General features: G+C 57.6%; 21 protein-coding genes and 1 tRNA gene. 10 read left to right on the top strand and 12 right to left on the bottom strand.

Annotated elements, in window-relative coordinates:
* Positions 1-57: 57 nt before the first annotated feature.
* On the bottom strand, positions 58-2,151 hold the full coding sequence (locus ACW9JC_RS07450; protein ID WP_457454424.1) for a TonB-dependent receptor: 2,094 nt from the start codon (positions 2,149-2,151) through the stop codon (positions 58-60).
* A 477-nt stretch (positions 2,152-2,628) separates the two neighbouring features.
* Here ACW9JC_RS07450 and ACW9JC_RS07455 point away from each other — a divergent pair, with 477 nt between their 5' ends.
* From ACW9JC_RS07455 to ACW9JC_RS07480, 6 genes are all read left to right on the top strand, one after another.
* A complete protein-coding gene (locus ACW9JC_RS07455) occupies positions 2,629-3,915 on the top strand; it encodes an OprD family porin (protein WP_457454425.1) in 1,287 nt (428 codons plus the stop codon).
* 296 nt (positions 3,916-4,211) lie between these two features.
* Positions 4,212-5,219: a 2-keto-3-deoxygluconate permease gene (locus tag ACW9JC_RS07460; protein WP_338584198.1), complete on the top strand. Its 1,008-nt coding sequence runs from the start codon at positions 4,212-4,214 to the stop codon at positions 5,217-5,219.
* Positions 5,216-6,496 carry a four-carbon acid sugar kinase family protein gene (locus ACW9JC_RS07465; protein WP_457454427.1) on the top strand — a complete coding sequence of 427 codons (1,281 nt, stop codon included), beginning with the start codon at positions 5,216-5,218 and terminating at the stop codon, positions 6,494-6,496. Before ACW9JC_RS07460 ends, ACW9JC_RS07465 begins: the two co-directional genes overlap by 4 nt.
* A 5-nt stretch (positions 6,497-6,501) precedes the next feature.
* Positions 6,502-7,503 (top strand): 4-hydroxythreonine-4-phosphate dehydrogenase PdxA, encoded by a 1,002-nt coding sequence (gene pdxA / locus ACW9JC_RS07470; RefSeq protein ID WP_457454428.1) that lies wholly within the window; start codon positions 6,502-6,504, stop codon positions 7,501-7,503.
* Between the two features lie 55 nt (positions 7,504-7,558).
* A complete protein-coding gene (locus ACW9JC_RS07475) occupies positions 7,559-8,329 on the top strand; it encodes a DeoR/GlpR family DNA-binding transcription regulator (protein ID WP_338584201.1) in 771 nt (256 codons plus the stop codon).
* Positions 8,330-8,558: 229 nt separating this feature from the next.
* Positions 8,559-8,906: a type II toxin-antitoxin system RelE/ParE family toxin gene (locus tag ACW9JC_RS07480; protein ID WP_457454429.1), complete on the top strand. Its 348-nt coding sequence runs from the start codon at positions 8,559-8,561 to the stop codon at positions 8,904-8,906.
* Here the strand turns inward: ACW9JC_RS07480 and ACW9JC_RS07485 are convergent.
* The gene (locus tag ACW9JC_RS07485) at positions 8,903-9,226 is read right to left on the bottom strand and encodes a helix-turn-helix domain-containing protein (protein ID WP_338584203.1); all 324 of its coding nucleotides are present in this window, start codon (positions 9,224-9,226) and stop codon (positions 8,903-8,905) included. The two genes, ACW9JC_RS07480 and ACW9JC_RS07485, sit on opposite strands and share 4 nt — an antisense overlap.
* A 221-nt stretch (positions 9,227-9,447) precedes the next feature.
* Here ACW9JC_RS07485 and ACW9JC_RS07490 point away from each other — a divergent pair, with 221 nt between their 5' ends.
* Genes ACW9JC_RS07490 through ACW9JC_RS07500 form a run of 3 tightly spaced genes read left to right on the top strand, consistent with a single transcriptional unit; the run spans position 9,448 to position 11,076 of the window.
* Positions 9,448-9,666 (top strand): tautomerase family protein, encoded by a 219-nt coding sequence (locus tag ACW9JC_RS07490; RefSeq protein WP_056852134.1) that lies wholly within the window; start codon positions 9,448-9,450, stop codon positions 9,664-9,666.
* Positions 9,663-10,319: a DsbA family oxidoreductase gene (locus ACW9JC_RS07495; protein WP_457454431.1), complete on the top strand. Its 657-nt coding sequence runs from the start codon at positions 9,663-9,665 to the stop codon at positions 10,317-10,319. The genes ACW9JC_RS07490 and ACW9JC_RS07495 overlap by 4 nt, the downstream gene beginning before the upstream one ends.
* 46 nt (positions 10,320-10,365) lie before the next feature.
* Positions 10,366-11,076 carry an SDR family NAD(P)-dependent oxidoreductase gene (locus ACW9JC_RS07500; protein ID WP_457454432.1) on the top strand — a complete coding sequence of 237 codons (711 nt, stop codon included), beginning with the start codon at positions 10,366-10,368 and terminating at the stop codon, positions 11,074-11,076.
* Positions 11,077-11,367: 291 nt separating this feature from the next.
* On the opposite strand, the gene ACW9JC_RS07505 is transcribed toward ACW9JC_RS07500, so the two are convergent.
* The 3 genes from ACW9JC_RS07505 to ACW9JC_RS07515 all read right to left on the bottom strand — a co-directional run bounded on the left by ACW9JC_RS07505 (position 11,368) and on the right by ACW9JC_RS07515 (position 15,190).
* Entirely contained in the window at positions 11,368-13,740 is a 2,373-nt protein-coding gene (locus ACW9JC_RS07505) for a TOTE conflict system archaeo-eukaryotic primase domain-containing protein (protein ID WP_457454433.1), read from the bottom strand.
* A 221-nt stretch (positions 13,741-13,961) separates the two neighbouring features.
* Entirely contained in the window at positions 13,962-14,213 is a 252-nt protein-coding gene (locus ACW9JC_RS07510) for a hypothetical protein (RefSeq protein WP_457454434.1), read from the bottom strand.
* Positions 14,210-15,190 carry an integrase domain-containing protein gene (locus tag ACW9JC_RS07515; protein WP_457454436.1) on the bottom strand — a complete coding sequence of 327 codons (981 nt, stop codon included), beginning with the start codon at positions 15,188-15,190 and terminating at the stop codon, positions 14,210-14,212. The genes ACW9JC_RS07510 and ACW9JC_RS07515 overlap by 4 nt, the downstream gene beginning before the upstream one ends.
* Positions 15,191-16,334: 1,144 nt before the next feature.
* Between ACW9JC_RS07515 and ACW9JC_RS07520 the strand changes: the two genes are divergently transcribed.
* A complete protein-coding gene (locus ACW9JC_RS07520) occupies positions 16,335-18,323 on the top strand; it encodes an RNA-binding domain-containing protein (protein ID WP_457454437.1) in 1,989 nt (662 codons plus the stop codon).
* Positions 18,324-18,332: 9 nt separating this feature from the next.
* On the opposite strand, the gene ACW9JC_RS07525 is transcribed toward ACW9JC_RS07520, so the two are convergent.
* From ACW9JC_RS07525 to ACW9JC_RS07555, 7 genes are all read right to left on the bottom strand, one after another.
* Positions 18,333-19,655: a tyrosine-type recombinase/integrase gene (locus tag ACW9JC_RS07525; protein ID WP_457454438.1), complete on the bottom strand. Its 1,323-nt coding sequence runs from the start codon at positions 19,653-19,655 to the stop codon at positions 18,333-18,335.
* 172 nt (positions 19,656-19,827) lie between these two features.
* Positions 19,828-19,903 (bottom strand) — tRNA-Thr (locus ACW9JC_RS07530).
* Positions 19,904-20,321: 418 nt separating this feature from the next.
* The gene (locus ACW9JC_RS07535) at positions 20,322-21,551 is read right to left on the bottom strand and encodes a methyltransferase (RefSeq protein ID WP_457454439.1); all 1,230 of its coding nucleotides are present in this window, start codon (positions 21,549-21,551) and stop codon (positions 20,322-20,324) included.
* Positions 21,532-22,221, bottom strand: coding sequence for an ABC transporter permease (locus ACW9JC_RS07540; protein ID WP_095192339.1), 690 nt, complete (start codon positions 22,219-22,221; stop codon positions 21,532-21,534). The genes ACW9JC_RS07535 and ACW9JC_RS07540 overlap by 20 nt, the downstream gene beginning before the upstream one ends.
* Entirely contained in the window at positions 22,218-22,913 is a 696-nt protein-coding gene (locus ACW9JC_RS07545) for an ABC transporter permease (RefSeq protein WP_457454441.1), read from the bottom strand. Before ACW9JC_RS07545 ends, ACW9JC_RS07540 begins: the two co-directional genes overlap by 4 nt.
* A gap of 72 nt (positions 22,914-22,985) precedes the next feature.
* Positions 22,986-23,735, bottom strand: coding sequence for an ABC transporter substrate-binding protein (locus ACW9JC_RS07550; protein ID WP_338584228.1), 750 nt, complete (start codon positions 23,733-23,735; stop codon positions 22,986-22,988).
* A gap of 13 nt (positions 23,736-23,748) precedes the next feature.
* Positions 23,749-24,522, bottom strand: coding sequence for an ABC transporter ATP-binding protein (locus ACW9JC_RS07555; RefSeq protein WP_007972784.1), 774 nt, complete (start codon positions 24,520-24,522; stop codon positions 23,749-23,751).
* Positions 24,523-24,596 lie beyond the last annotated feature (74 nt).

A 24,596-nucleotide genomic window follows, 5' to 3' on the forward strand; every position in this document is an offset into this window, starting at 1 on the left:
TTGGAATGCATTCCCCCTGTAGGAGCTGCCGCAGGCTGCGATCTTTTGATCTTGTGTTTAGAAACTGTAGGTCCCGGTCACCACCACGCTACGCGGCGCACCCGGTTGGATCTGCGCCGCACTTGTCGCCGACGAGTAATAGGTCTTGTCGCTGATGTTGTTCAGCGCCGCACGCAAGTCCCAATCCTTCTGCCGGAACCCGGCCAACGCATCCCATCGGCCATAACCCGGCAGCACGGTGGTGTTGAGGTTGTCGGCATAACGGTCACCGACGAGGGTCAAGCCGGTTTCGGCGTACCAGCCCATTTCCGGTTTCCAGGTCAGGAACAGGCTGCCGTTGTGCTTGGCCACGTTGCTGATGCGCTTGCCTTCAAAGCCGTTGTTGTCTTTCTCGACCGTTGCGTCCTGCACGCCCACGCCGCCGCGCACGTACCAGTTGCCGGTGATCTTGCCGGCAGCGGTCAGCTCTATACCGCGCGAACGTTGCAGGCCGGTGAGCAAGGTAACGGTCGGGTTGTTTGGATCGCTGGTGCGGCGGTTGTAGAGTTCCAGCTCGTAAATCGCCAGCGTGGTGCTCAGGCGATCGTCGAGCCAATCGCTCTTCACGCCGATTTCCTTTTGCTTGGTCAGTTCGGGGCTCAGGTCGTTGGTGTTACCGGCCGCGCCCGGCGTGATGCCGATCAAACCGCCGCCGACCGGCGAGAACGTCTTCGACCAGGACGCGTAGAAGGAATGATTCTGCAGTGGCGTCCAGACCAGTCCTACACGTGGGCTGGTGCTGTGGCTGTCACGATCCTCCGAAATATCCCGCAGCTTGTTGGTCGACTCGATGTCGAACGTGTCGTAACGCAAACCGCCGAGCAGTTGCCATTGATCGTTCAGCTGCAACTGATCCTGGACGTACACCGCGCGGCTTTCGACTTCGGTGTGAGAACTGCTCGATACCTGCATGCGCCCGGTGTGGCGCAAGTCGCGGTTGGGGTTGTTCAGGTCCAGCGACGGCACCGGTGAACTGCCCGGCCCGGAAGTGGCGGCGGTGTACAGCGTCGGGTCGCGACGCTGGCTGCCGATCTCGATGCCGGTCAACAGACGATGTTCCAGGCCGAAGGTATCGAATCCACCTTCCAGTTCAACGTTGTTGTAGACGTTGCGGGTGGTCAGGTCTTGCTGCCAGTGCTGGCGCGTGACCCGATTGGTCGCCGGGGTGTAGCCGGTGAGGTACGTGTTGTCGAAGTCGCTGTTGAGCTTGAACACGCCCAGCGTCTGGCGCAGTTGCCAGTTGTCGCTGAGTTCGTAGGTGAGTTTCGAGCGCAGGGATTGCGACTTGTCGTCGATGAAATCGTGCTCGCTGCCGTAGGTCGTATCGCGCCCGACATCGGCCGGGCGGCCATTCACGCCCGGGACTCCGCGATCCGGCGTTCGGTTGTAGCGGCTGTATTCGTACTGCACCAGCCAGTTCAAATCGGGTGTCAGTTGCCAGCTCATCGAGGGCGCGAACAATTGGCGATTGCCACTCACGCCATCGCGGAAGCTGTTTTCGTCCATGTTGCCCATGTTCAGGCGAAGGCTGATGTTTTCGGAAGGATCGGTGCTGAGGTCGGCGTAAAGACTGCGCAGGTCCTCGCTGCCGCCTTGGGCTTCGATTGTCGAGCGGCGGCCGAATTCCGGCAGTTTGCTCACTCGGTTGACGATCCCGCCTTGGCTGCCACGGCCGTACAACACTGCCGCCGGACCTTTGAGCACATCGATGCGTTCGATGTTGTGCAAGTCGCGCACGTACTGGCTGTCGTCGCGGATACCGTCCAGATAGAAGTCATTGCTGGCGTCGAAGCCACGGATGCGCAGGCTATCGAAGCGGGTGTCGGCGCCACTGCTGACGTTGGGGATGCCGCTGAGCGCGGTGCCCAGATCGTTGGTGCCGTAGTCAACGACGTTCGAGGTTTTGATCGAATCAATGGCTTGCGGGACATAGCGTACCGGCGTGTTGGTGCGGGTCGCGGTGTTGGTTTCCTGCACGCGGGGGTCATCGGCTTCCGCTTCGGCGCTGATGGCAGTGGCAGGTAACGTTGTAGGTGCAGCGTAGGAAAAACCGGCAGACAACAAGGCAGAAAGCCCAAGACTGTAGGGCGTAAGACGAAAAGGGGCAGGCATTGAAAAGCGCATCCGTAGGATTTTTTTTGGCTGTAGCGTTTAGGGTGCGAATGGTAATGCGTGCTATTTACTTCCGTTAATTATTCTTGAGAAGTTCCCTTGGTTGTTTGTTTCCAATTGTGTCGATGTTGTTACGCACAGCCTTTGCAGCGGAGTTTTCCTCCCGAAAAACCGGGAATTGCTGCACTGAAATTGCCTGTCAAAACGCGGTTAAATTGAATTTTCTGCCACGTAAAGCAGTTTCTTAGATGATTTTTGCCTAAATACAGATGATTCATGAAATTGACACATCGTTAAGCTCGCAGCTACGATTCGGCCAACGCCTGTGGCAGACCGCCATGACCCTAAAAATAATAAGAAGGCCCGCCTCGAGAGATCGTGGGCGGGCTTTTTTGTTTGCGGAATGAAAAAAGAGCGCGATAGTGCCGTTTCAGCCGTTCGACACAGCGCGTTTCAACCCGTAATAAGGAAAACAAAATGTTGAACAAGCGAATCAGCCTGATCGCTCTGGGGATTTTGAGCGCTTCACAGGCCATGGCTAACGACCAGGCCGAATCCAAGGGATTTGTTGAAGACAGCAGCCTCAAAGTGCTGCTGCGCAACGCCTACATGAACCGTGATTACAAAGACGGCAACGAAGACAAAGCCGAGTGGGGCCAAGCGGCCATCGGTACGTTCTCGTCTGGTTTCACCCAAGGCACCATCGGTGTGGGTGTGGATGCCTTCGGTCTGTACGCACTGCGTCTGGACGGCGGCAAAGGCAAAAGCGGCGCCGGTGGTATCGACTTCTTTAAACAAGGCGACAGCGGCAACGCAGCGGACGACCTGTCCAAGGGCGGCGCGGCGGTCAAATTCCGTCTGTCCAGCACCACACTGACCTACGGCGACCAAATGCCGGCCTTGCCGGTGTTGAGCTACGACAACGTGCGTCTGCTGCCGGAAAGCTACACCGGTACTTTGATCACCTCCAAGGAGATCAAGGGCCTGGAGCTGAACGCCGGTCGCTTCACCGCCGAATCGCGTAAAAGCGCTGAAGGCCGTGACAGCGGTGGCTTGAAGTCGATCAACGTATTGGGCGGTAGCTACCAGTTCACCGAACAGTTCAAGGCTTCCCTATACGCCTCCGACGTCGAAGACGTGCTGAAGAAGCAATACGTGAACGCCAACTACGTGTTCCCGCTCGCCAAGGATCAGTCCCTGACCCTGGACTTCAACGGCTACCGTACCAAGCTGGACGACTCCTACGTTCAAGACGTCGGCGCTACGGGCGACGACAACAAGATCTGGAGCCTGGCAGCCATCTACGCCACCGGCCCGCACTCGTTCACCCTCGGCTACCAGCGCAGCACCGGCGACAGCAACCTGGGCTACGCCTACGGCGGCTACCAGAAAGACCAGAACCGCGTCGGTGACGGTGGCAACACCATCTACCTGGCCAACTCCTACTGGTCCGACTTCAACGCCGAAGACGAACGCAGCTGGCAACTGGGCTACGGCCTGGACTTCAGCACCTTCGGTGTTCCGGGCCTGAGCTACAACTTCGCCTACGTACGCGGTGACAACATCACCACTTCCACCAGCGAAGGCGGCACCGAGCGCGAAATTTTCAACCAGTTCAAATACGTCGTGCAAAGCGGCCCGGCCAAAGACCTGAGCGTGAAACTGCGCAGCTCGATCCTGCGCGTGTCGCAGAAGTCGAGCGAGTACAACGTCAGCGGCAACGAAGTGCGTGTGTTCGTGGATTACCCGATCAATATTTTCTGATGATTGGTTGCGGTATCGAGGCCTGATGCAAGGCTGAGAAAGGAAAAACCCCGACTGGTTCGGGGTTTTTTTGTGGGCGCTGGAAGGCTCTGGTCTGCGCCATCCGAGAAATTTTAATCACCCGCTGAAGCGAGTTCTCCGCGCTGAATGATCAAAATGAGCATTCGCAATGATTGAATTGCGCAATTTAAAGCAATGTCCTAAGATTATTTTGACTGAATCAATCACCGCGTGATCGGTTCAGTCACTTTCGAGGTGAAACACGTCTTACCAAACAATTATAAAAGGAGACCCTCGTGGCCCAGATCCCAATCAAGCGCACCATTGAACGCATCCCCGGCGGCATGATGATCGTGCCTCTGCTCATCGGTTCACTGGTGGCGACATTCCTGCCGGACACCCCCAAATTTTTCGGTTCCTTCACCAACGCGTTGTTCACCGGTGCACTGCCCATTCTGGCGGTGTTCTATGTGTGCATGGGCGCGAGCATCAACATCAAGTCCACGCCTTACCTGCTGAAAAAGGGCGGCACGCTGTTGGCCACCAAAGTCGGTATCGCCGTGCTGATCGGCATTGTGCTCGGGCATTTCCTGGGCGAGCAGCCGATTTCCTCGGGGCTCTTCGCCGGCATTTCCACGCTGGCGGTAGTCGCTGCAATGAACGACACCAACGGCGGCCTCTACATGGCGTTGATGGGGCAGTACGGCCGCTCCGAAGATGTCGGCGCCTATTCGGTGATGTCGCTGGAGTCCGGGCCTTTCCTGACCATGGTGACCCTGGGCATCGCCGGGTTGTCGGCCTTCCCATGGCCGACGCTGGTGGGCAGCATTCTGCCGCTGGCGCTCGGCATGCTGCTGGGTAATCTCGACCGGGACATGCGCGATTTTCTGGCCAAAGCCGTGCCGGTGATGATCCCGTTCTTTGCCTTGGCCCTTGGCGCCAGCCTGGATCTGCATAACGTCTGGCAGGCCGGTTTGCTTGGCCTCGGTCTCGGTGTAGCGGTTGTGGTGTTGACGGGTATCCCGCTGTTTTTCGCCGACCGTGCAACCGGTGGCACAGGCGTAGCCGGTGTAGCCGCAGCGACCACTGCCGGCAACGCCGCCGCTGTGCCCGCGTTGATCGCGGCGGCCAACCCGGTGTACGCCGAAGCCGCCAAGAGTGCGACGTTGCTGGTGGCCGCTTGTGTAGTCGTCACTGCCATTCTCGCGCCTTTGCTCACCGCCGCCGTTGCCAAACGCGTCCAGCAGCGCCAACCCGCCGCCGTCCCGAAGCGCGAGCCCCAGGAGCAGGAGGCGTTGCGATGAGCATGTTGATCATCGCTGACGATCTGTCCGGCGCGGCGGATTGCGCCATCGGCTTTGCCAGTGCCGGGTTGCAGACCGTGGTGACGCTCGACGCCTCGAATGATCAGCCCGACGCGCAGGTGATCGCCGCCGATACCGACACTCGGCGCCTGTCACCCGAGCAGGCCGCCGAGCGTACCGTCGCGGCGTTCAAGGCCCTGCGCAAACCTGGGCAGCGCTTGTACAAGAAAATCGATTCGACCTTACGCGGCAACTGGGCGGCCGAAGTTGCCGCCCTGCAACCGCTGGCAGGCCTGGCCATCGTCGCTCCGGCGTTCCCGGCCACCGGGCGCACGCTGCGCGGCGGTCGGGTGTTCGTCAACGGCCAGCCGCTGGAAAGCACCGACACCTGGAAACTGGAAAACGCCGACCGTCCGGCGGACGTCGAAGCCATGCTCGTCGCTGCCGGCCTGAGCACCGCGAAACTGGACCTCGACACCTTGCGCGGCAACCCCGATGCACTGGTCCATCATTTCGCCGAACTGGCCCGCAGCACCACGCAGGCACTGATCGTCGATGCGCAAACCGAAGACGATTTGCTGACCTTGGCGCGGCTGACCGCCAGCCTGGAGCAGCCGCTGTTCTGGATCGGTTCAGGCGGCCTGGCGCGGGAAATCGCCCGGCTGCCGGACTTCTTCGACACGCCTGACCCGCGTGCCGAAACCGCCGTCAGTGAAAGCAATCAGGCACCGATCCTGGTGCTGGTCGGCAGCCTCTCCGGTGTCTGCGAGCGACAGTGCAGCGTGTTGAAAGAGAGCGGCGGATTGAGCGAATTGATCGTACCGCCAGCAGTTCTTCGCCATGGCATCAGCCATCCGGATTGGACGACCTGGCAGGCACGCATCGGCGAACAGCTCGACGGCTGGAGTGACCTGTTGCTGCGCATCGGTCGCGACGACGCATTCGATCCGCAGGAAGGCGCGCACCTCTCGACCCAGTTGGCTGTGCTGGTCGAGCCGCACTTCGCCAAGATCGGTGGGCTGATCGCCACGGGCGGCGAGACGGCGCGAGCGATCTTGACCACGGTCGGCATCGACAGCCTGCAACTGCTGGCGGAAGTCGAAGCCGGAGTGGCTTATGGTCGACCCACCGCCTCCCGCCATGGCTATCGCCCGGCAATCATTACCAAGGCAGGCGCGTTCGGCACCGACCGCGCCCTGTATGCGGCATGGCAACACCTGAGCGAAATCAATGATCGCTCCCAGCCTCAACGCACACGAACCCAAGGACTCGAATGAACACTATGAGCAATTACCTCCCCATTATCGGCATCACCATGGGCGACGCTTCGGGTGTCGGTCCGGAAATCATCGTCAAAAGCCTGACCCACGACATCGTCTACCAACAATGCCGGCCCTTGGTGATCGGCGATGCGCGACGCCTGGAACAGGCCAACGTGATCGTCGGTGGCAGCACCAAAGTGCGCCGAATCGAAGACGCGTCACAGGCGCGCTACGAGGCCGGCATCATCGATTGCATCGACCTCGACCTGATCCCCGACGATCTGCCGTTCGGCGAGCTGTCGCCGATTGCCGGTGACGCCGCCTATCAATACATCGCCCGCGCCGTGGAGCTGGCCGAGGCCAAGCAAATCGATGCGATCTGCACCGCGCCGCTGAACAAGGAAGCGCTGCACGCCGGTGGCCACAAGTACCCCGGCCACACCGAAATGCTCGCGCACCTGACCCACGTCGACGAAGTGTCGATGATGCTGGTGGCGCCGCAGCTGCGGGTAATTCACGTCACGACCCACATCGGCATCATCGACGCGATACGCAAGATCGAGCCTGGCCTGGTGCAACGCACCATCGAACGCGGCAACGCGACGCTGATCAAGGCAGGCATTGCCCGGCCACGCATCGGCGTGTGCGGCATCAACCCGCATGCCGGCGAAAACGGCTTGTTCGGTTATGGCGAAGAGGAAGAAAAAATCATCCCGGCGGTGAAGCTGTTGCAGGAGCGCGGCCTCGACGTGACCGGCCCGTTGCCGGCGGACACACTGTTCTTCCGTGCCGGTCGGGGCGATTTCGACTTGGTGGTAGCGATGTATCACGACCAAGGCCACGGTCCGGTCAAAGTGCTCGGGCTCGAAGCCGGTGTGAACGTGACCGTCGGGCTGGAAGTGATTCGTACCTCGGTCGACCACGGCACCGCGTTCGATATCGCCGGCAAGGGCATCGCCGATGAACGCAGCCTGCTCGAAGCACTGCGCCAGGGCGCTGAGCTGGCCACGCGACGGGGATGAGCTGCGGCGGCGCGGTCGTGTAAGATCGGCAACCGTCCAAACAACGAGACCCGCCATGAAAGTGTCCGAACGTCACCGCGCCATCCTCGAACTCGTGCGCATCGGCGATGCCAACGTCGAGCAATTGAGCGCGGCGCTCGGCGTCTCGGAAGCGACCGTGCGACGCGACCTGACCATGCTCGCCAAACAGCGGCACCTGGTGCGCACCTACGGCGGCGCCACCGCTGTGGTCGGCGTGCACGAACCGGAAGCCTCGCTGGAAGAACGCAAAACCAGCCAGTGGGAACAGAAAGACGCCATCGCCCTGGCGGCCGCTGCCCACGTGCAGGACGGCGATACTGTGCTGCTCGACGGCGGCACAACCTGCGCCGCACTGGCCCATCACCTTTGCTCCCGCCAGGACGTGCACGTGGTCACCAACAACCTGCTCGCCGTGATGACCCTGGCCAACGCACCCGGCGTACGTCTGACCTTGATCGGCGGCGACCTGCGCGGGTCGAGCATGAGCACGTTGGGACCCTTGGCGGAACTGACCCTCAGCCGCTTGAGCGTCGACAAAGCCTTCCTCGGCGCGGACGGCGTGGTCGCGGAATTCGGCTTGTGCGAAGCGAGTGCGCAGCAGGCGTATCTCAAGGAGTGCATCATCAAACGGGCCGCGCAGATCGTCGTCCTCGCCGACACCGACAAACTCGGCCGGGCCAGGCAGCAGCATTGGACGCCGATTGAGCGCGAGTGGCGGTTGATAACTTGTGCGGCGGCGGATGAGGCAATGCTTGCGCCGTTTTATGCGCTCAAGCAGATCACTGTGGAAACGGTGATCGTGTAGGAACCGATTCAAGCACGTAGGTTGAAACACAAAAGCCCCGAATGATTCGGGGCTTTTTCATTGAGTTGATTTCCTTGTGCGCAAATATTGCGACACGTTACGGACTACATCAAAAGGAGCCAGGTCTTACTGCGGATAAAGCCGGCGATGACTACTAAACAGTGCCACCCGAATCGAATACTCAGGGGTGTTCGGAGGGCGTCGATTGTTTCAGGCAGGAATCCATCTTTTGAAGAGATTTGCTTTTGCAAACGAAGCTGCAACGCGCGAGTACAAAGATCTACCGGGCTGGGTGCAAGATGAGTTCGGGAAAGACCTGATGCGTGTGCAATACAGCGCAGATCCAGAGCTCGCAATAAAGCAGCTGAGTTCAGTAGGTGCGGGCGCCATTGAGTTGATCATCAATGGCAGTCCGGCATACCGATGCGTCTACATTGCGAAGTATGCAGGCACCATTTTCGTCCTTCATTCATTCGTAAAAACGACAAACGGAACCGATCGTCACGCAATGGCCGTTGCCCAAGACCGGCTGAAGGAGCTGAAAAGGGAGCTACGAAAGCTAGGGTTTAATGTCTAGCTGGCGCGAGACTGAGAAATGACTATCCGGGGAAGGGCACCGGCTTCGTTGGAGGGCAACGTGAATGTGGTGCGAAATCCCAGTCTATCCAGCATGTCCATCATTGCGTCGATCGTAAACTTCTCGATCTTGCCTGTGGTTAGCTCAGAAATGCGTGATTGGGTCACGTTCAACAAGGAGGCCGCTTCGCTCTGCTTGAGACCCAGTTTTTTGATGCAGTCACTGATGAATATCGACAGCTCCATTTTCAACGCCATTTTGCTGGCGAGCTCCTCGTCGTGCGTAACGTGGAACGGGCTATCAAAGAATTGAATTGCCATGAGAATTCACTCTTTTGGATTTATCTAAAATTTACGATAAATTGAGATTAGACGATTGAGCTTTTGATGCAACCGCTTTTTTGATGATCAGCGATTTACTGATTACACCACGTAACGAATGTAGTTCCCGTCCCCACCTTTATCCCCTCCAGCTAACTCCATACATTGAACTCCAACGCCTCTCCCATCATCCCGACGGGAAGGTCACTGGAGTTTCCCTCATGCCTTTCGTAAGCGTACGCATCACCCGCGATGGCGTTACCACTGAGCAGAAAGCTCAGGTGATTGCCGAGATCACTGAAACACTGGAGCGCGTGCTCAACAAACGCCCTGACCTGACCCACATCGTGATCGAGGAAGTCGACACCGATAACTGGGGCTACGCCGGGATCACCACCACCCAGTACCGCAAGCAACTGGCGGAAGAGGGGCAGTCATGACGGCGGCGGTGACCATCGATTTCGTCTCCGATGTGGTGTGCCCTTGGTGCGCACTGGGAGCGGCGGCGCTGGAACGGGCGATCGAGAACGTGGCGGGTGAGATTTCGGTTGAGCTGACCTACAAGCCTTTCGAGCTGAACCCGAACATGCCGGCCGAAGGCGAGAAAGCCGTCGAGCACTTGATGCGCAAATACGGACGTACCGCTCAGGACGTCGCTAATGGCAAAGCGATGCAGATCGAACGCGGCAATGCCATCGGCTTCAAGTTCGACCTGGAGAAGCGCACCCACTTCTACAACACCTTCGACGCTCACCGTTTGTTGCTTTGGGCATTGGAGGAAGGGCGTCAGGTGGCGCTGAAGAAGATCCTGCTTCGCGCTTACTTCAGCGAAGGCCAGAACCCGAGTGATCAGCAGACGCTGGTGCGGCTGGCAGGTGAAGCCGGGTTGGACGAGGCCCGTGCTCGGGAGGTGTTGGCGTCGGGCGCGTTTGCCGACGAAGTGCGGGAGCTTGAGGAGTTTTACCGGCAGCACGGCATCAATTCGGTACCGGCCATGGTGCTGAACGGCCGTCACCTGGTGTCCGGTTCGCAATCGATCGAGTACTACGAACAGATGTTGCGACAAATGGCCCAGGCCACCGCCGAAGCCTGATCCACAATTTTTCTACCCCACTCTTTTATTGTCTGAGGATTTCATCATGAGCAATTCGAAAAAAGTCGTTGTCATCACTGGCGCATCCCAAGGTCTCGGCGATGGCATGGTCAAGGCCTTCCGTGAACTCGGTTACCAGATCGTCGCCACTTCGCGTTCGATCAAACCGTCCACCGATCCGGACATCCTCACCGTTGCCGGCGACATCGGCGAACCGGAAACTGCCCAGCGCGTCATCCGTGAAGCGATCGCCCGTTTCGGCCGCATCGACACCCTGGTCAACAACGCCGGCATCTTCATCGCCAAACCGTTCACCGCGTACACCGCTGAAGACTACGCCAACGTGCTGTCGGTGAACCTCAACGGCTTCTTCTACATCACCCAACTCGCCATCAACGAGATGGAGAAAAACGGCAGCGGCCACGTCGTCAACATCACCACCAGCCTGGTGGACCATGCGATCGACGGCGTGCCGTCGGTACTGGCTTCGCTGACCAAAGGTGGCCTGAACGCAGCAACCCGCTCCCTGGCCATCGAGTACGCCAAGCGCGGTATCCGTGTAAACGCGGTGAGCCCAGGCATTATCAAAACCCCGATGCACGGCGAAGAAACCCACGCCGCTCTGGGCGCACTGCACCCGGTCGGGCACATGGGCGAGATTGAAGACATTGCTCAAGCGGTCGTGTACCTGGACAACGCCAAGTTCGTCACTGGCGAAATCCTGCACGTCGATGGCGGGCAGAGCGCGGGTCACTAAGAGCTGGGTTTTTTAAACGGCAGAAACAACAAAGCCCTCGTATTGCTACGAGGGCTTTGTTTTTTATGGTGCGGCACCAGGAGTCGAACAATCTAATAAGCTATTGAATTGGCTGATTAATATTTAAAGGTCTGTGAGATTCTACCTCTAAAACTACCTCAAGGTCCTCGTACGCCTGAGGATCTTGCTTGACGTGACTAACCGTGAAGGGCCGGAGTTGCCCCCACAGCGGCCGGTCATTCGTCTATGAGAGTTGGGCCGTTGATGTGTCAACTGTCAACCACATTAGAGTTAGAGTAGGTCCATGGTGGCCATAGAATCAGCCATGCGGTAGCCCATCGCTTTGTAACCCGCCTGGCGCTTATCCCACATCCTCATCAGCGCGACATTACCCTCGTCAACGAAGTCGATCACTCGCACGTCGGCCTTATCGGCATGTGATCGATGCAACCGCCCCGCATATTGCTGAAGGATTCCCTTCCATGAGATGGGCATTGCCAGCACCAGCGTGTCCAACGGCGGATGATCGAAGCCTTCACCTACTAGTTTTCCTGTTGCCAACAGCACTCGTGGAGCATCAGGGGGAAGGGACTCAAGCTCATGCATACGGGAAATCCGCTGTTTCTTAGGCACTCGCCCATGAAGCGTGAAAAGGTTATGCACGCGCTGCTTCAATTCTAATTCAAGGGCATCCACATGTTCCGTCCGCTCCGTTAGCACTAGAATTTTTCTACCCTCGTTGTACGCCAGCTCAATCTCCGAGACGATTTTGGCTGTCCGCTCAGAGTCGTCGGCTAGACGCCGAAAAACGTCCTGAATCCCAAAGCCGTCGGGGACCACTATTGGTTTGGGCAGCAATCGAGGCACGACAGATAGGTCATGGGGCGCACTCGCTGGTCGAGCAGCAGAATGTCGGATCGGTCCGCACTGCATAAAAATAATGGGCTGCTGTCCATCTCGGCGCACTGGGGTTGCTGTGAGTCCCAATACGTACCGCGCGGTCGCGCTCCTCAGTAGTGCCTCGAATGACACTGCTGATAGGTGATGACACTCATCAACGATGATCTGGCCGTAGTTTTTTACCTGATCGCTGATCTCGCCTTTTCGCGATAGCGACTGCATAACGGCAATGTCGATGATGCCTGTAAGCTTCGCTTTTCCGCCCCCAAGAGTACCAACGACACCATTCCCGACTCCCAAGAACGCCTGCAAGCGCTCTTGCCACTGCCTTAACAGTTCCGTCCGATGCACAAGCACCAACGTGTTAATGCCACGTGCGGCAATCAACGCAGCAGCACTCACCGTTTTACCGAAAGCTGTCGGTGCGCAGAGGATACCGGTGTCATGACTTAGCATTGCGCTGACAGCAGCCTCTTGGTCAGAACGCAGGGTCCCGAGAAAGCTCACGTCGATGGGGTCGCCCGCGAAGCGTTCGTCTTTAAGAATAGGGGTAACCCCGTTTTCCTCTAAAAGCTCCAGCGCAGCATCCAAACAGCCACGTGGTAACGCAATATGTTTGGGGAAGTTCTGGGCACAACCGATAATCCTTGGCTTGTTCCACACTGACATGCGCATGGCCTGAGCTTTGTAGAACTCAGGATTTTGAAAGGCAGCGAGCCGGACAAGCTGGTTTGCCAATGGCTGTGGCAATTCCGACTTTTCAAAGTAAATTAAGTTAGCCTGCGTGATGTTGACAGCAGCAGGCAACGGGCATGTCAATTTACGTGATCTCGATTCACGATTTTTCCAAGGTTCTGCATCACCTTCGTCATCGACATAGGCGACCCCTAAAGGGTCCCGATTACCCATCGCCTGGATAATAACGGGCTGGATATCTTCTGGACTCATGCGCTGAATCGATGCCAGGAAGGCCCATTGATCAGGATGAGGCTCAAGCGAATCGTCTACAAAAACGCTATTGTTTTGGGCCCTGGCCCGCTTTTGTAAAGGGAGCGCGATGAGATTTCCAAAGCCGCCTTTGGGCATATAGTCCTGGTTTGGAAACAGTCGATCATAGGAGCTGAGCGCCAACTGCCGGGTGCGCTCACAGGCATGACTGATGATTGCGGCACCGAGGCAGCGCGCATCGCAGGCAGGAACATTACGCTCAAAGAAAATCCAGCCATGAGCCCCTTGGCCTGAGCGCGATATTTCCAGCGCCACCGGGACGCTCAGCTCATGGCATGACTGCACAAAAGCTTTGGAATCATCACGCCATTCGGCCTCATCGAAGTCGACCGCCAAAAAATAACAAGTGTCATCAGAGAGTAGGGGGTAGATACCAACGACCACTTCGCCCGCCAGATGGCGATAGACCACCTCATCGGTCAGCGGAAGCAGCTGGCGGTTACCGCAGTCGCCACATTTAATTCGGGGCTTCTCACAAACGCCAGGCCTCCATTCGTTTGCGCAAGCGGGTGCGTATCCTGATTTGCCTGCCTTGCTTTCCCAGCGGATGGGATAAACGTCCGTCCTACCACGAAACAAGCTTCGGAATAGGGCAAGCTTTCCATCAGTTTCGAGTTGCTGTGATTGTTCTGCTTGGACAATCGCTATCTTGACTGGCTCAGCAGGCGGGCGCCATTCGATGCCATGAGCATCCAGCAAGGCAACCAATCTTGCATTCTCAGCCCTTAGCTTCGCCACCAGACTAGTGTCTATCACCGCCTTCAGCCTCTACGTCTCAGGTGAAGCCTGTAGCCTCAAGCTACAACCCTCAGGTCCATCAGTAAAACATAGAGGTTATCAAACAACAGAGGTTAGGTTCAGGGGCTCAAGAGGTCCGCCCTAATCCCAATCAAATCGTTGGCTGGCTCAATCTGCCAGTGAGGGATACAGAGCGCGCAGTTGCTGGCATTCGGCTAACGTTGAAAACTCCAGGATTTTCATAGGCGCAGAGTGATCAGGCTTGTGGTCAGCAGGTAGTAGTAGCGCGTCGATTTCGAGTTTGAATTCATGTGGTGGTTCAAAAACCAAACGAGATGCTTTCTTTGCCATGTCCATGGATTATCTCGGTTCCAGCGTTCAGAAATGGCTGCTTGAATAGTCTTGGCCTGGCGGATGTGACGTTCGCGTGAGGCATGTGCTCCAGTCAGTACTCCAGCCAAGAAGATCTCCATATCGAATGGTTTATTCATACCCGACCACCGATGTACGCCGATACCACGTCGATTCGACCGTGTCCCAGTTCATAGCTGATTTGTAAGCGTGCCTCTCGATCAAGGCGTAGATCGAGGCGCCTGCACTTGCCACCGTTGATGGGCGCTAGGTGATGGGTAATCTGCTCATAGCGTTCGCACGCATAAGCCGCGCGCAGTTCGTGGAAGCCTTTGAGGTTGTGCGTATGGAGGATGTCTCGGGCGGGGCGTATGACACTCGGTTGGAAATCGAGGTAGCTCTCGTTCGGTGCCAGCAGGTTGCGGCTACCGTCGGGAGAGACCTGTTCGGCGTACCTGAGCGCTTCGCGAATATGGTCATCCACCCTGATCCAACGAGGCGCGGTTGCGCCGCCGCGGCCACCTTTAGTGCCATCCTGGATGTTGATCTTGTCGTAGTGTTCGGCTTCTCTTCGCAGGCGCGGAAGGTCGGCCAAGATGGCCTCGCGCAAGCGCATGCCGGTGGCTCGCGCCAACTGGGCGATGGCCGCCGCACGCGGCATTTGGTGTTCGCAGAGGACGTCGACGATCCGCTTCACGTGTTCGCGGTCTTGGCCTTTCGGCACCGAGCGACGAACACTGTTCCGCCGCATTCCCAGCGTCTTGCTCGGACTCGGCACTTTCACATACTGATCACCGCGAAGTGCGGCCATGGTCCGGTTCACGCTGGACAACCGGTTTTGCGCGGTGGCGATGCTGATAGCGCCTTGTTCAACTTGGTGACGCAGATGGCCGGCGTAATCCAGCAAGGTCTGCCGATCAATTTGTCGCGCATCGTTAATCCCTGGTCCATCCTTCGACCGACACCAGCGTACAAACACCTGCCAGCGATCACTGTGCGCTTTGACCGTGCCGTAATGCCCGTCGCCAAACATGTCCCGCAACGCCTGTGGCCCGGCATAACTTAGTTGCCGGCCATAGCCAAAATTCCGGCCATCTCGTCTACCGACCAATCCCATGACCAAACTCCTCTCGAAACCAAGCCCTTGTAGCTTTCCTCACGTCATCCCGCCAAGAATGTTGAGTGTTATCAGGGATCAAGGCCCCTGCGGCCTGTGAGGGTTGTCCACTAACGCGGGACTTGCGGCTCCTTACGACCGGGAGCTTGGGCATCTCATGATCTGGCCTCCTGAGCACTTCCTAGGAAGTGGGCGGGTGGAGGCTGCACTGGCTGACGAGACCAGCGCCGCGAGATCCTGAGTCGGGTGAAGGCAATGAAGCATTGACCGGTGCATGCCTGACTGTCAGTCAGGTGCAGTCCATTCCGTGGGCTGCGGCACCATCATCTGCATCGCTGTTGCTGGTGACTTCGGTGTTTGTCACGCCGATTGTCACGAGAGGGAATGCCGCAAAGCCTTGTACGAGTTGGGCTGCAGCAGCGGTAGGAGCGCCCGTCTCTTTCCGGGAGAAAGAGACGGGCGCAGGTTGGCGCATGGGAATGGCCAAGCGGATAGGTTGCTGCAGGGCAGCTATGAAAGGGGATGAGTTGCCGCAGTGGGCACGCTGGTAAAAGTAGGCATCCATCACATCGCTGTGACCGTGCGAACCGCCGGACGCTAATCGCACTTTGGGAGAACCACCATGGTGTGGCGTAGCCTTAAAGGTTCTGGCTACCTGGGGGTGCTGTCAACGACAGCGCTTTGCCCGATCTTTTCTACGCCTGTGGATAATTCGGGTCAAGGCTCGGGTTTTCGGGAGTTCTGCGGCTGTGGATGAAATTATCCACCGGTGGAAATCAGTGGTTTTCCACAGACAGTTGCGTGGGCTTTAGATTTTTTAAGTGAGGTCCATCCAAGCAGGGCGGCTTTGCAGCCCTGTTTGGATGGACCCGCGTGGACAAGCGGATCATCGAGATTTCGAGACCGTACGCTTACTTTGCTGCGCCGCGATTAGCTTTTGGCCGTGTGATGTTCGTGCAAAGTCGTGAGGAGTGACATCCTCCTGCTAATTGGTGACTGGGAATCGGCTCCACCAGTTGGTGATCAGTCTCCGCTCGTCGAGTTGCGTGCGACTATGGAAGACTGAGTACAATCCCCGCACGTATGTCTTTTCTTCGACCTTTTGCAGCTACGTGAAGCAGGCTGATCATTTAGGAAGTCTTTGATGTCACTCAATCCCCACACTCTTGAAGACCTGCCCTCGCTGGTTGAATCTGTCGAGCTCGAATGCAAGCTCGCTCAGGGGCAGGATGGGAAGGGAGAGTTGCCTAAGGATTTCTGGTTAACCTACTCCGCTTTTGCTAACACTCAGGGTGGGGTAGTACTGCTTGGCGTGCGCGAGAAGGATGGGCGGTTCAGCGTTGCAGGCCTATCAAATATCGAGAAAGTACGTACTGACCTGTTCAATACCCTCAACAATCCGGCCAAGGTCAGTGTCAATCTGCTGACTGACCGGGAGGTGGTCGTCAGAGAGCTGGAGGGCAAGCAGGTACTTGAAGTGAAAATCCCGGCGGCTTCGCGTAAGCAGAAGCCGGTATTTCTCAATGGTCAGCCGCTAGGTAACACTTATCGTCGATTACATGAGGGTGATCGGCGTTGCTCTGAGGAAGATGTTCGCCGCATGTTCGCAGAGCAAGTGGAGGACTGTCGGGACGAGCGGATTTTGCCAAATTACGACTTCGCAGACATCGATCCGGACAGTCTGCGTATCTACCGCCAGATGCTTAGCGACATAAAGCCAGGCCATCCAGCGCTGGAGCACCAAGGGATTGAGTTTCTCCGACAGATAGGCGGCTGGCGAAAGGACCGAGCGAACGGAGTCGAAGGGCTGACTCTGGCAGGTTTACTAATGTTCGGACGCTGGCTTTCGATCCAAGAGAGTGTGCCGCATTACTTTGTGGACTATCAGGAGCGGCCGTACGCCAAAACAGAACTACGTTGGGTGGATAGGCTCGTCCCTGATGGAACCTGGTCAGGAAATCTGTTTGATTTCTACCGGCGGGTTTATCGCAAGTTGGTTGAGGACTTAAAGGTACCGTTCGCTCTCAAAGGTGATCAGCGCCAGGATGACACACCGGTACATGAAGCTCTGCGCGAGGCTTTGGTTAATACCTTGGTCCATGCCGACTATACCGGGCGGGTTTCTGTGTTAGTCGTGAAGCGTCCTGACTTGTTTGGCTTTCGCAATCCTGGCGGCTTACGTTTACCCCTTGAGCAGGTGTTGCAAGGTGGTACCAGCGATTGCCGGAACAGGCTAATGCACCAAATGTTTCTTCTTATCGGCCTTGGCGAGCGTGGTGGTTCTGGGGTTCCAAAAATCTACAGCGGGTGGCGCAGCCAGCATTGGCGACCGCCAGCCCTTTATGAAAAGCCCGAGCCCGAGCAAACCCTGCTTGAGCTTCGCATGTTGGACTTGCTTCCAGAAGGGGTGGTGGAGCAGTTACGAGAGCGATTTGGGGTTCGTTTCGAGAGCTTGGAACATACTGCCAGGTTGATTTTGGCCACGGCCGCGATTGAGCGGGTGGTCAGCCATAATCGTCTCCTTGAGATTTGTGATACCCATGCTCATGACTTGAGCCAACTGCTTGCGCGGTTGGTACGCGAGGGATTCCTTGTGCCCGACGGGCGCTCACGGGGCATGATTTATCACCTGCCGGGTGAGCAACTGCCTACGCCGGAGCAAGTGTTCGCAGGTCCGCTGCAGAGCTCCGAACATTACGCCGGCAGCTCCGAACATAACGGGGCTAGCTCCGAACATAACGCAGGTAGCTCCGAACATAAGGTCGAGCTGGAAATGCAGCGAAACGATGATGGCTGCTTGTTGAGCGATCATATTGACGCGCCGCTGATCGATGCTTTGGACAGGCTTGATGCAGGGTTTCGAGAAAAGCTCGAAATACTGGCTGAGGAACCGCGCAATCGAGAGCGCATGCAAAAGGATCGTATGCAACAGGTGATTATCACCCTATGCAAGGAGCATTATCTGACGCTCAACGTGTTGGCTAATTTGGTAAAGCGCAGTCCTGATGCCCTCCGTCAGCAGTACCTGAATGGAATGGTGAAAAGTAGGCAGATTCAGTTGGCATTTCCGTCCAAGCCGACTCATGAAAGGCAGGCGTACAAAGCGCACATTGGTGGACAGGACGAGGAGTAGGTTAACGGCCTACTCCCTCGAGCGGCTTTTCGCCTTGAGCCGCGTGACGTTCGTCCCGGTCTGGTTTGCAAATTCGTGTGGAGTGACATACTCCTGCCGGTTAGCCTCCAGATACCGGCTCCACCAGTTCATGATCAGCCTGCGCTCCTCAATGAACTCGGCCTTGTGGATGTAAGCGGCGCGGACGTTGTTGCGCTCCTTGTGGCTCATCTGCCGCTCAATGGCTGTCTCCGACCACAATCCTGACTCGATCAGTGCGCTGCAGGCCATCGAACGGAACCCATGCCCGCAGATATCGGTTTTGGTGTCGTATCCCATCGTCCGAAGCGCGTTGTTCACGGTATTTTCGGACATGGGCTTCCAGGGTTTGGCATCCCCTGCGAAGACCAATGCGAATTTGCCTGTGAGTGCATGGATTTTTTCGAGTAGCGCCACTGCTTGCGGCGATAAGGGTACTAAATGGATATCCCCTGCCATCTTCGTACCCCTTGTGGAAAAGGGTACTCCTTCCAGCGCGGGGCGAGTGTCCGGTATCTCCCAGGTGCCGCGCTTGAGGTCGAACTCGCTCCAGCGTGCGAAACGCAGCTCGCTGGATCGTACAAATACATGCAGCGACAGCATCACCGTCAGACGGGTAAGTGCCCGGCCTTTGTAAGTGTCGATCCGTTCCTGTAGTTCAGGCAGTCGCGATAAGGGTAGAGCGGGGCGATGTACCACCCGCGGGGCTTTGATCGAGCCTTCGAGATCGTAAGCAGGGTTTATGGTGATAAGCCGGAGGCGCTTTGCCTCGCGCATGATGCTCTGCAGGTAGTTTTGTACCCTTAAAGCAACGTCTATCGTTCCGCGCTTCTTGATCTCTTCCAAGGGTTGCATAAGGTCATGAGTGTCGAGGTCGACAATGGCGCGGGTGCCGATCAGCGGGAAAACGTGGGTTTTGAGGCGGCTCATCACAGTCTTGGAGTGGCCTGGTGCCCACTTGGCCGACATTTCCGTGTGCCAGTCCAGCGCAACGCTTTCAAAGGTTCTGCCTTTGATCACGGCTTCCGCCTTGGCTTGGTGCTTGGTCTCTATGGGATCAATGCCATCCGCCAGCATTCGCTTGACCTCCAAGCGCTTGCGGCGCGCATCGGCGAGGCCAATGACGGGGTAGTTGCCGAACGAGGTCAGTCCTTCCCGTCCGTCGGGTTTGACGTAACGGAGCCGCCAGCCTTTGCGGCCATTGGGTTGGACTAGGAGGTAGAGGCCATCGCCGTCGAAAAGCTTGTAGGCGCGGTCTGTAGGTTTTGCCAAGCGGCAAGCTGCGTCGGAGAGCGGAGCTGTGGTGCGCGACATAAGGGTACTCCCTTTTATCGAAGTGACCTATATCCCAAACTCTACCCTTAAAACGGTTGGAATCCACTAGTTTCTGACGGAAACCGATGGAACGCCAAAACGAAAAAACCCGCCGGAAGGCGGGTTTTTCGGGGGTTTCAGAGATTTTGAAAGCCTTCTCTGGAACCTTGTATGGTGCCGGCACCAGGAATCGAACCCGGGACCTACTGATTACAAGTCAGTTGCTCTACCATCTGAGCTATACCGGCGTGTCAGGGCGACGATTATAGCGATTGGAGAGGTTCTGTAAACCCCTGAATTCTGACTATTTTTGGATTTGCTTCCATCGTCGATGTCGGGCGCTCCATAGGGGTAATCGAGCGCTGGAAAATCCAGGTCGAAAACCTGCGACCGGCACCTCACGAGTTCCCCAGCATTTTCTGCACAAGCACCTCTATTTCGGCAGTTATGTCCTTTTGATCGGATGCTTATGCACAACGGGATTTGCATTGCACGGGCTATATGACGAATTTGTGGATCCGTTCTCATCAGCACGCAAATCACTGTTTTACGGGTTTTTTATTCAAGTGTACGAAAACTGAACAGTATCGTTCCACCCCTGAAACAGCTGTAAATATTGGATCCATGATATTTTCATCAACAGAGTTATCCACAGGCTGTAGTGATTTATCCGCGTTCTGCCAGCAGCAGGAAATTGCGCGGTGTGAGCGGGGTTTCGCAGAAGGTGCCGAGACGAACTTCGTAGCCTTGATTACGCAGGAAAAGCGCCCGATCAAGCACCAGCCAAAGCTCCAGCGGGCGTCGGAAAAGTCCGCGCAGCAGCTCAAGATTGCGCACATGTGCCAAGCGCTGCCAGCCGGCGGCTTCCCGGGCTGGCCAATCCTGCGGGCCGATTGTGGATAACTCTTTGATTGAGGCCAAATGATGGCAGTAGTCGGCAAACGATTTATCGAGCCATGCGCTCGGCAGGGAAGGGGTGGGTAGATACTCGTCAACACCGCGCAGCTCTCGCTGTAACAGGTCGAACCCCAGTCGCCGGGCCATGGACATATCGCGTTGACGTCGCACGCGAGCGCCAGCGGTGACGGTTTCACTCATCGGCAGCGCGAGATCGTCGAGGGACAGCTGTAGGTCAGAGTCTTGGGCGGCCGAGGAAATCGGCGAGTAATGGGTCAGACTGATCCGGTTGTAACAGCAAGGGGCGATGGCGAGTTGCTTGCACCCCGCCGCACTGGCGAGCTGGATCAGTTGCACATGCAGATCGCCGCAGGCGTGCAGTGCAACGGGCGTATGTTCTGACTTCAATAACGAAGCCGTGTTGGCCGCGAGTACATCCTGTTCGACATGCAGCGCATGCAAATGATGACGCTGGCTGAGTGCCTGGCCGCTGGCAACCAGCGTTGGGTCGTATTCCAGGCAGGTCAGTTGTTGCCCCGTTTGCAGCAGGCGTCGCCCCAAGTGTCCTTTGCCTGAACACCAATCCAGCCAATGCCTTGGCGCTTCGGCAAACTGCAAGCGACTGGCGAAGGCTTCGATCTGCTGCCACTTGCGGCCCGGAACATCGACGTTCAGTCGATGACCCGCGGCTTCCAGTGCATGAACGGGCAATTCATCCACAGCGCTCAGGGCAAGGGATATCTGCGCCAGGGTCGCAAATGGCTCTGGCGCATCAAGCAGGCAAGGTTGGTTATGACTGTTTTCCGCATCCTCCAGCGAGCGCCCGCGTAGCCAACCGGCCAACTCGGGGTAGGAGGTTTCCCAGGGAAGATGCAGATAAGTGAACGGCCGCGGCTTCCACAGCGCCTGATGCTCTATCAGAAAAGCATCCAGCGCGGTGAAGCGGGCGAGCAGGTCCTCGCCCGTCAGCACGTGGGAATCAACGCCCTTGGCAGGCATCGACGCGCAGCCAGCGCTCCAGCAGCTTGAAGCCGCGCACGAGCACATAAGCCATCAGCAGGTAGAACATGCCGGCGGCGAAGAAGATCTCCACGGGCAGGTAGGTCCGGGCAATGATGGTGCGGGCCATGCCGGTCAGTTCCAGCAAGGTCACGGTGCTGGCCAGGGCGCTGGCCTTGAGCATCAGGATCACTTCGTTGCTGTAGGCCGGCAGGCCGATGCGCGCCGCACGGGGCAGGATGATGTAGAACAGCGCTTTGGGTTTGGACATGCCCAAGGCTCGCGCTGCTTCGATCTCGCCCGGTGGAATCGCCTGAATGGCGCCGCGCAGGATCTCGGCGATGTAGGCCGCGGTGTGCAGGGTCATGGTCGCCGTGGCGCACCAGAACGGATCGCGCAGGTAAGGCCACATCGAACTGTTGCGGATCACGTCGAACTGCGCCAGGCCGTAGTAGACCAGGAACAGCTGAACCAGCAACGGCGTGCCACGGAAAAAGAAGATGTAGCCGTAGGGAAATGCGCGCACCCACCACAGGCGCGACGAGCGAGCGATACCCAGCGGAATTGCCAGCAGCAGGCCAGCGATAACGGCAATGGCGACAAGCTCCAGGGTCAGGGTCGCGCCCTGGGCCAGTTTCGGTAGCCACTTGATGATGACTTCCCAGTTCATTGGGTGCTCCTCGCGAAGCCGCGAGCGGCGCGTTTTTCCAGGAAGTGCATGCCGGTCATGGCTAGAACGGTCAGGCCCAGATACATGAACGCGGCCACCATATAGAAGGTGAACGGCTGCTTGGACACGGTCACGCCGATTTGCGCGTGACGCATGATTTCTTCCAGGCCGATCACCGACACCAGCGCGGTGTCCTTCATCAGGATCATGAACAGGTTGCCCAGGCCGGGCAGGGCGATACGCCACATCTGCGGCATGATCAACCTGGTGAAGATGCGCCACTTCGACAGGCCCAGGGCCACGCCGGCCTCACGATGGCCTTTGGGAATGGCGAGGATCGCGCCACGAAACACTTCCGTGGCGTAGGCGCCGAAGCACAGGCCGAGCGCGATCACGCCGGCGGCGAAGGCGTTGAGTTCCAGGTCGGGATTGCCGAAGAACTCACCCAGGGCGCGCATCAGGTTGACCGTACCGAAGTAGATCAACAGTACCCAGAGCAATTCCGGGATGCCGCGCACCAGGGTCGAATAAGTGCCGCCAAGCCATTGCAGCGGCTTGTATGGGGAAGTCTTGGCCAAGGCGCCGAGCAGACCGAGCACCAGCCCCAGGCACAAGGCCGAGAGTGCCAGTTTCACAGTCATCAGCGCGCCAGCGGCGAGCGCCGGGCCGAATCCGTAGAGGTCGATAATCATGGATTTCTTTTCAAATCGCGGCAGGCAAGGCCGAGAACCGGCGCCCTCAGGCGCCGGCCAGGCAGGTCAGTATCAATAGATGCTGAACGGGAAGTACTTGTCGTTGATCTTCTTGTAGGTGCCGTCAGCAACGATTTCTTTCAGCGCGACGTTCAGCTTCTCGCGGATAGGATCGTTTTTACGAACGGCGATACCGATCTTGTCGCTTTCTTCTACCGGGTCACCCTTGAATTCATAGGATTTGCCGGCGTCGCTTTTCAGCCACTCATAGTTGACGTACTTGTCGGCCAGGATGCCGTCCAGGCGACCGGAAGTCAGGTCGAGGTAGGCGTTTTCCTGGGTGTCGTAGAGCTTGATGGTGATGTCGTCACCAATGTTGTCTTCCAGCCAGGTACCCGCCAGGGTTGCGCGCTGGGCGCCGATCACTTTGCCTTTCAGGGAAGCCTTGTCGGTTTTGAAGTCGACGGTCTTCGGCGCAATGAATTGCAGCTTGTTGGAGTAGTACGGTTCGGTGAAGTCCACCGCTTGCTTGCGCTCGTCGGTGATCGACATCGAGGAAATCAGGAAGTCGAACTTCTTGGCGTTCAGGGCGGGGATGATGCCGTCCCAGTCGGACGTGACCACGGTGCACTCGACTTTCATCTTGGCGCACAGGGCGTCGCCGATTTCCTTGTCGAAGCCGACGACATTGCCACTGGCATCTTTGTTGTTGAACGGCGGGTAAGCCGCTTCGATGCCCATCTTCAGGGTTTCGGCCATGGCACCGGCGCTGAACGCCAGGGTGACGGCGGCAGCCAGGAAGACCTTTTTGTAGTTCTGCATGTGGGTAGCTCCGTTAGCGGTTGCTGGACATGAATTGTTTGCAGCGCGCCGAAAGCGGGTTTTCAAACACCTGCTGTGGCGATCCTTGCTCTTCTACCAGGCCCTGGTGGAGGAACACCACTTCGCTGGAAACCTGACGGGCAAAACCCATTTCATGGGTGACCAGCAGCATGGTGCGGCCTTCTTCTGCCAGTGCGCGGATGACATTAAGTACTTCCTGGACCATTTCCGGGTCAAGCGCCGAGGTGGGCTCGTCGAACAGGATGACCTTGGGCTGCATGGCCAGCGTGCGGGCGATGGCGGCGCGTTGTTGCTGTCCACCGGACAACTGCGCCGGGTAAGCATGGCGCTTGTCGGCGATGCCGACCTTGGCCAGCAAGGCTTCGGCGACTTCGATGGCTTCTGCCTTGCTCTGGCCGAGCACGCGGCGCGGGGCTTCGATGATGTTGTCGAGCACGCTCATGTGCGGCCACAGATTAAAGTTTTGAAACACAAAACCAATCTCGCTGCGCAGGCGGTTGATCTGCTTACCGTCGGCAGCAACCAGTTCGCCGTTCTTGGCGGCCTTGAGCTTGAGTTCTTCGCCGGCCACCAGGATCTGGCCCTGATGCGGGTTTTCCAGCAGGTTGATGCAACGCAGGAACGTGGACTTGCCGGAGCCGGAGGAGCCGAGGATCGAGATCACGTCGCCGTCGCGGGCGGTCAGCGAGATGCCTTTTAGCACCTCCAGCGAGCCGTAGCGTTTGTGCAAGTTGCGGATTTCAAGCGCGGGCGTGGCCTCAGCCATGTGCGTTCCTCATTGTGTATTCGCTCCTGCTGTTGGTGGCCTTCCTGGCGAGGCGGCCAACCTAGCATAGCGTT

This window comes from Pseudomonas sp. SDO5591_S426 (assembly GCF_054070755.1).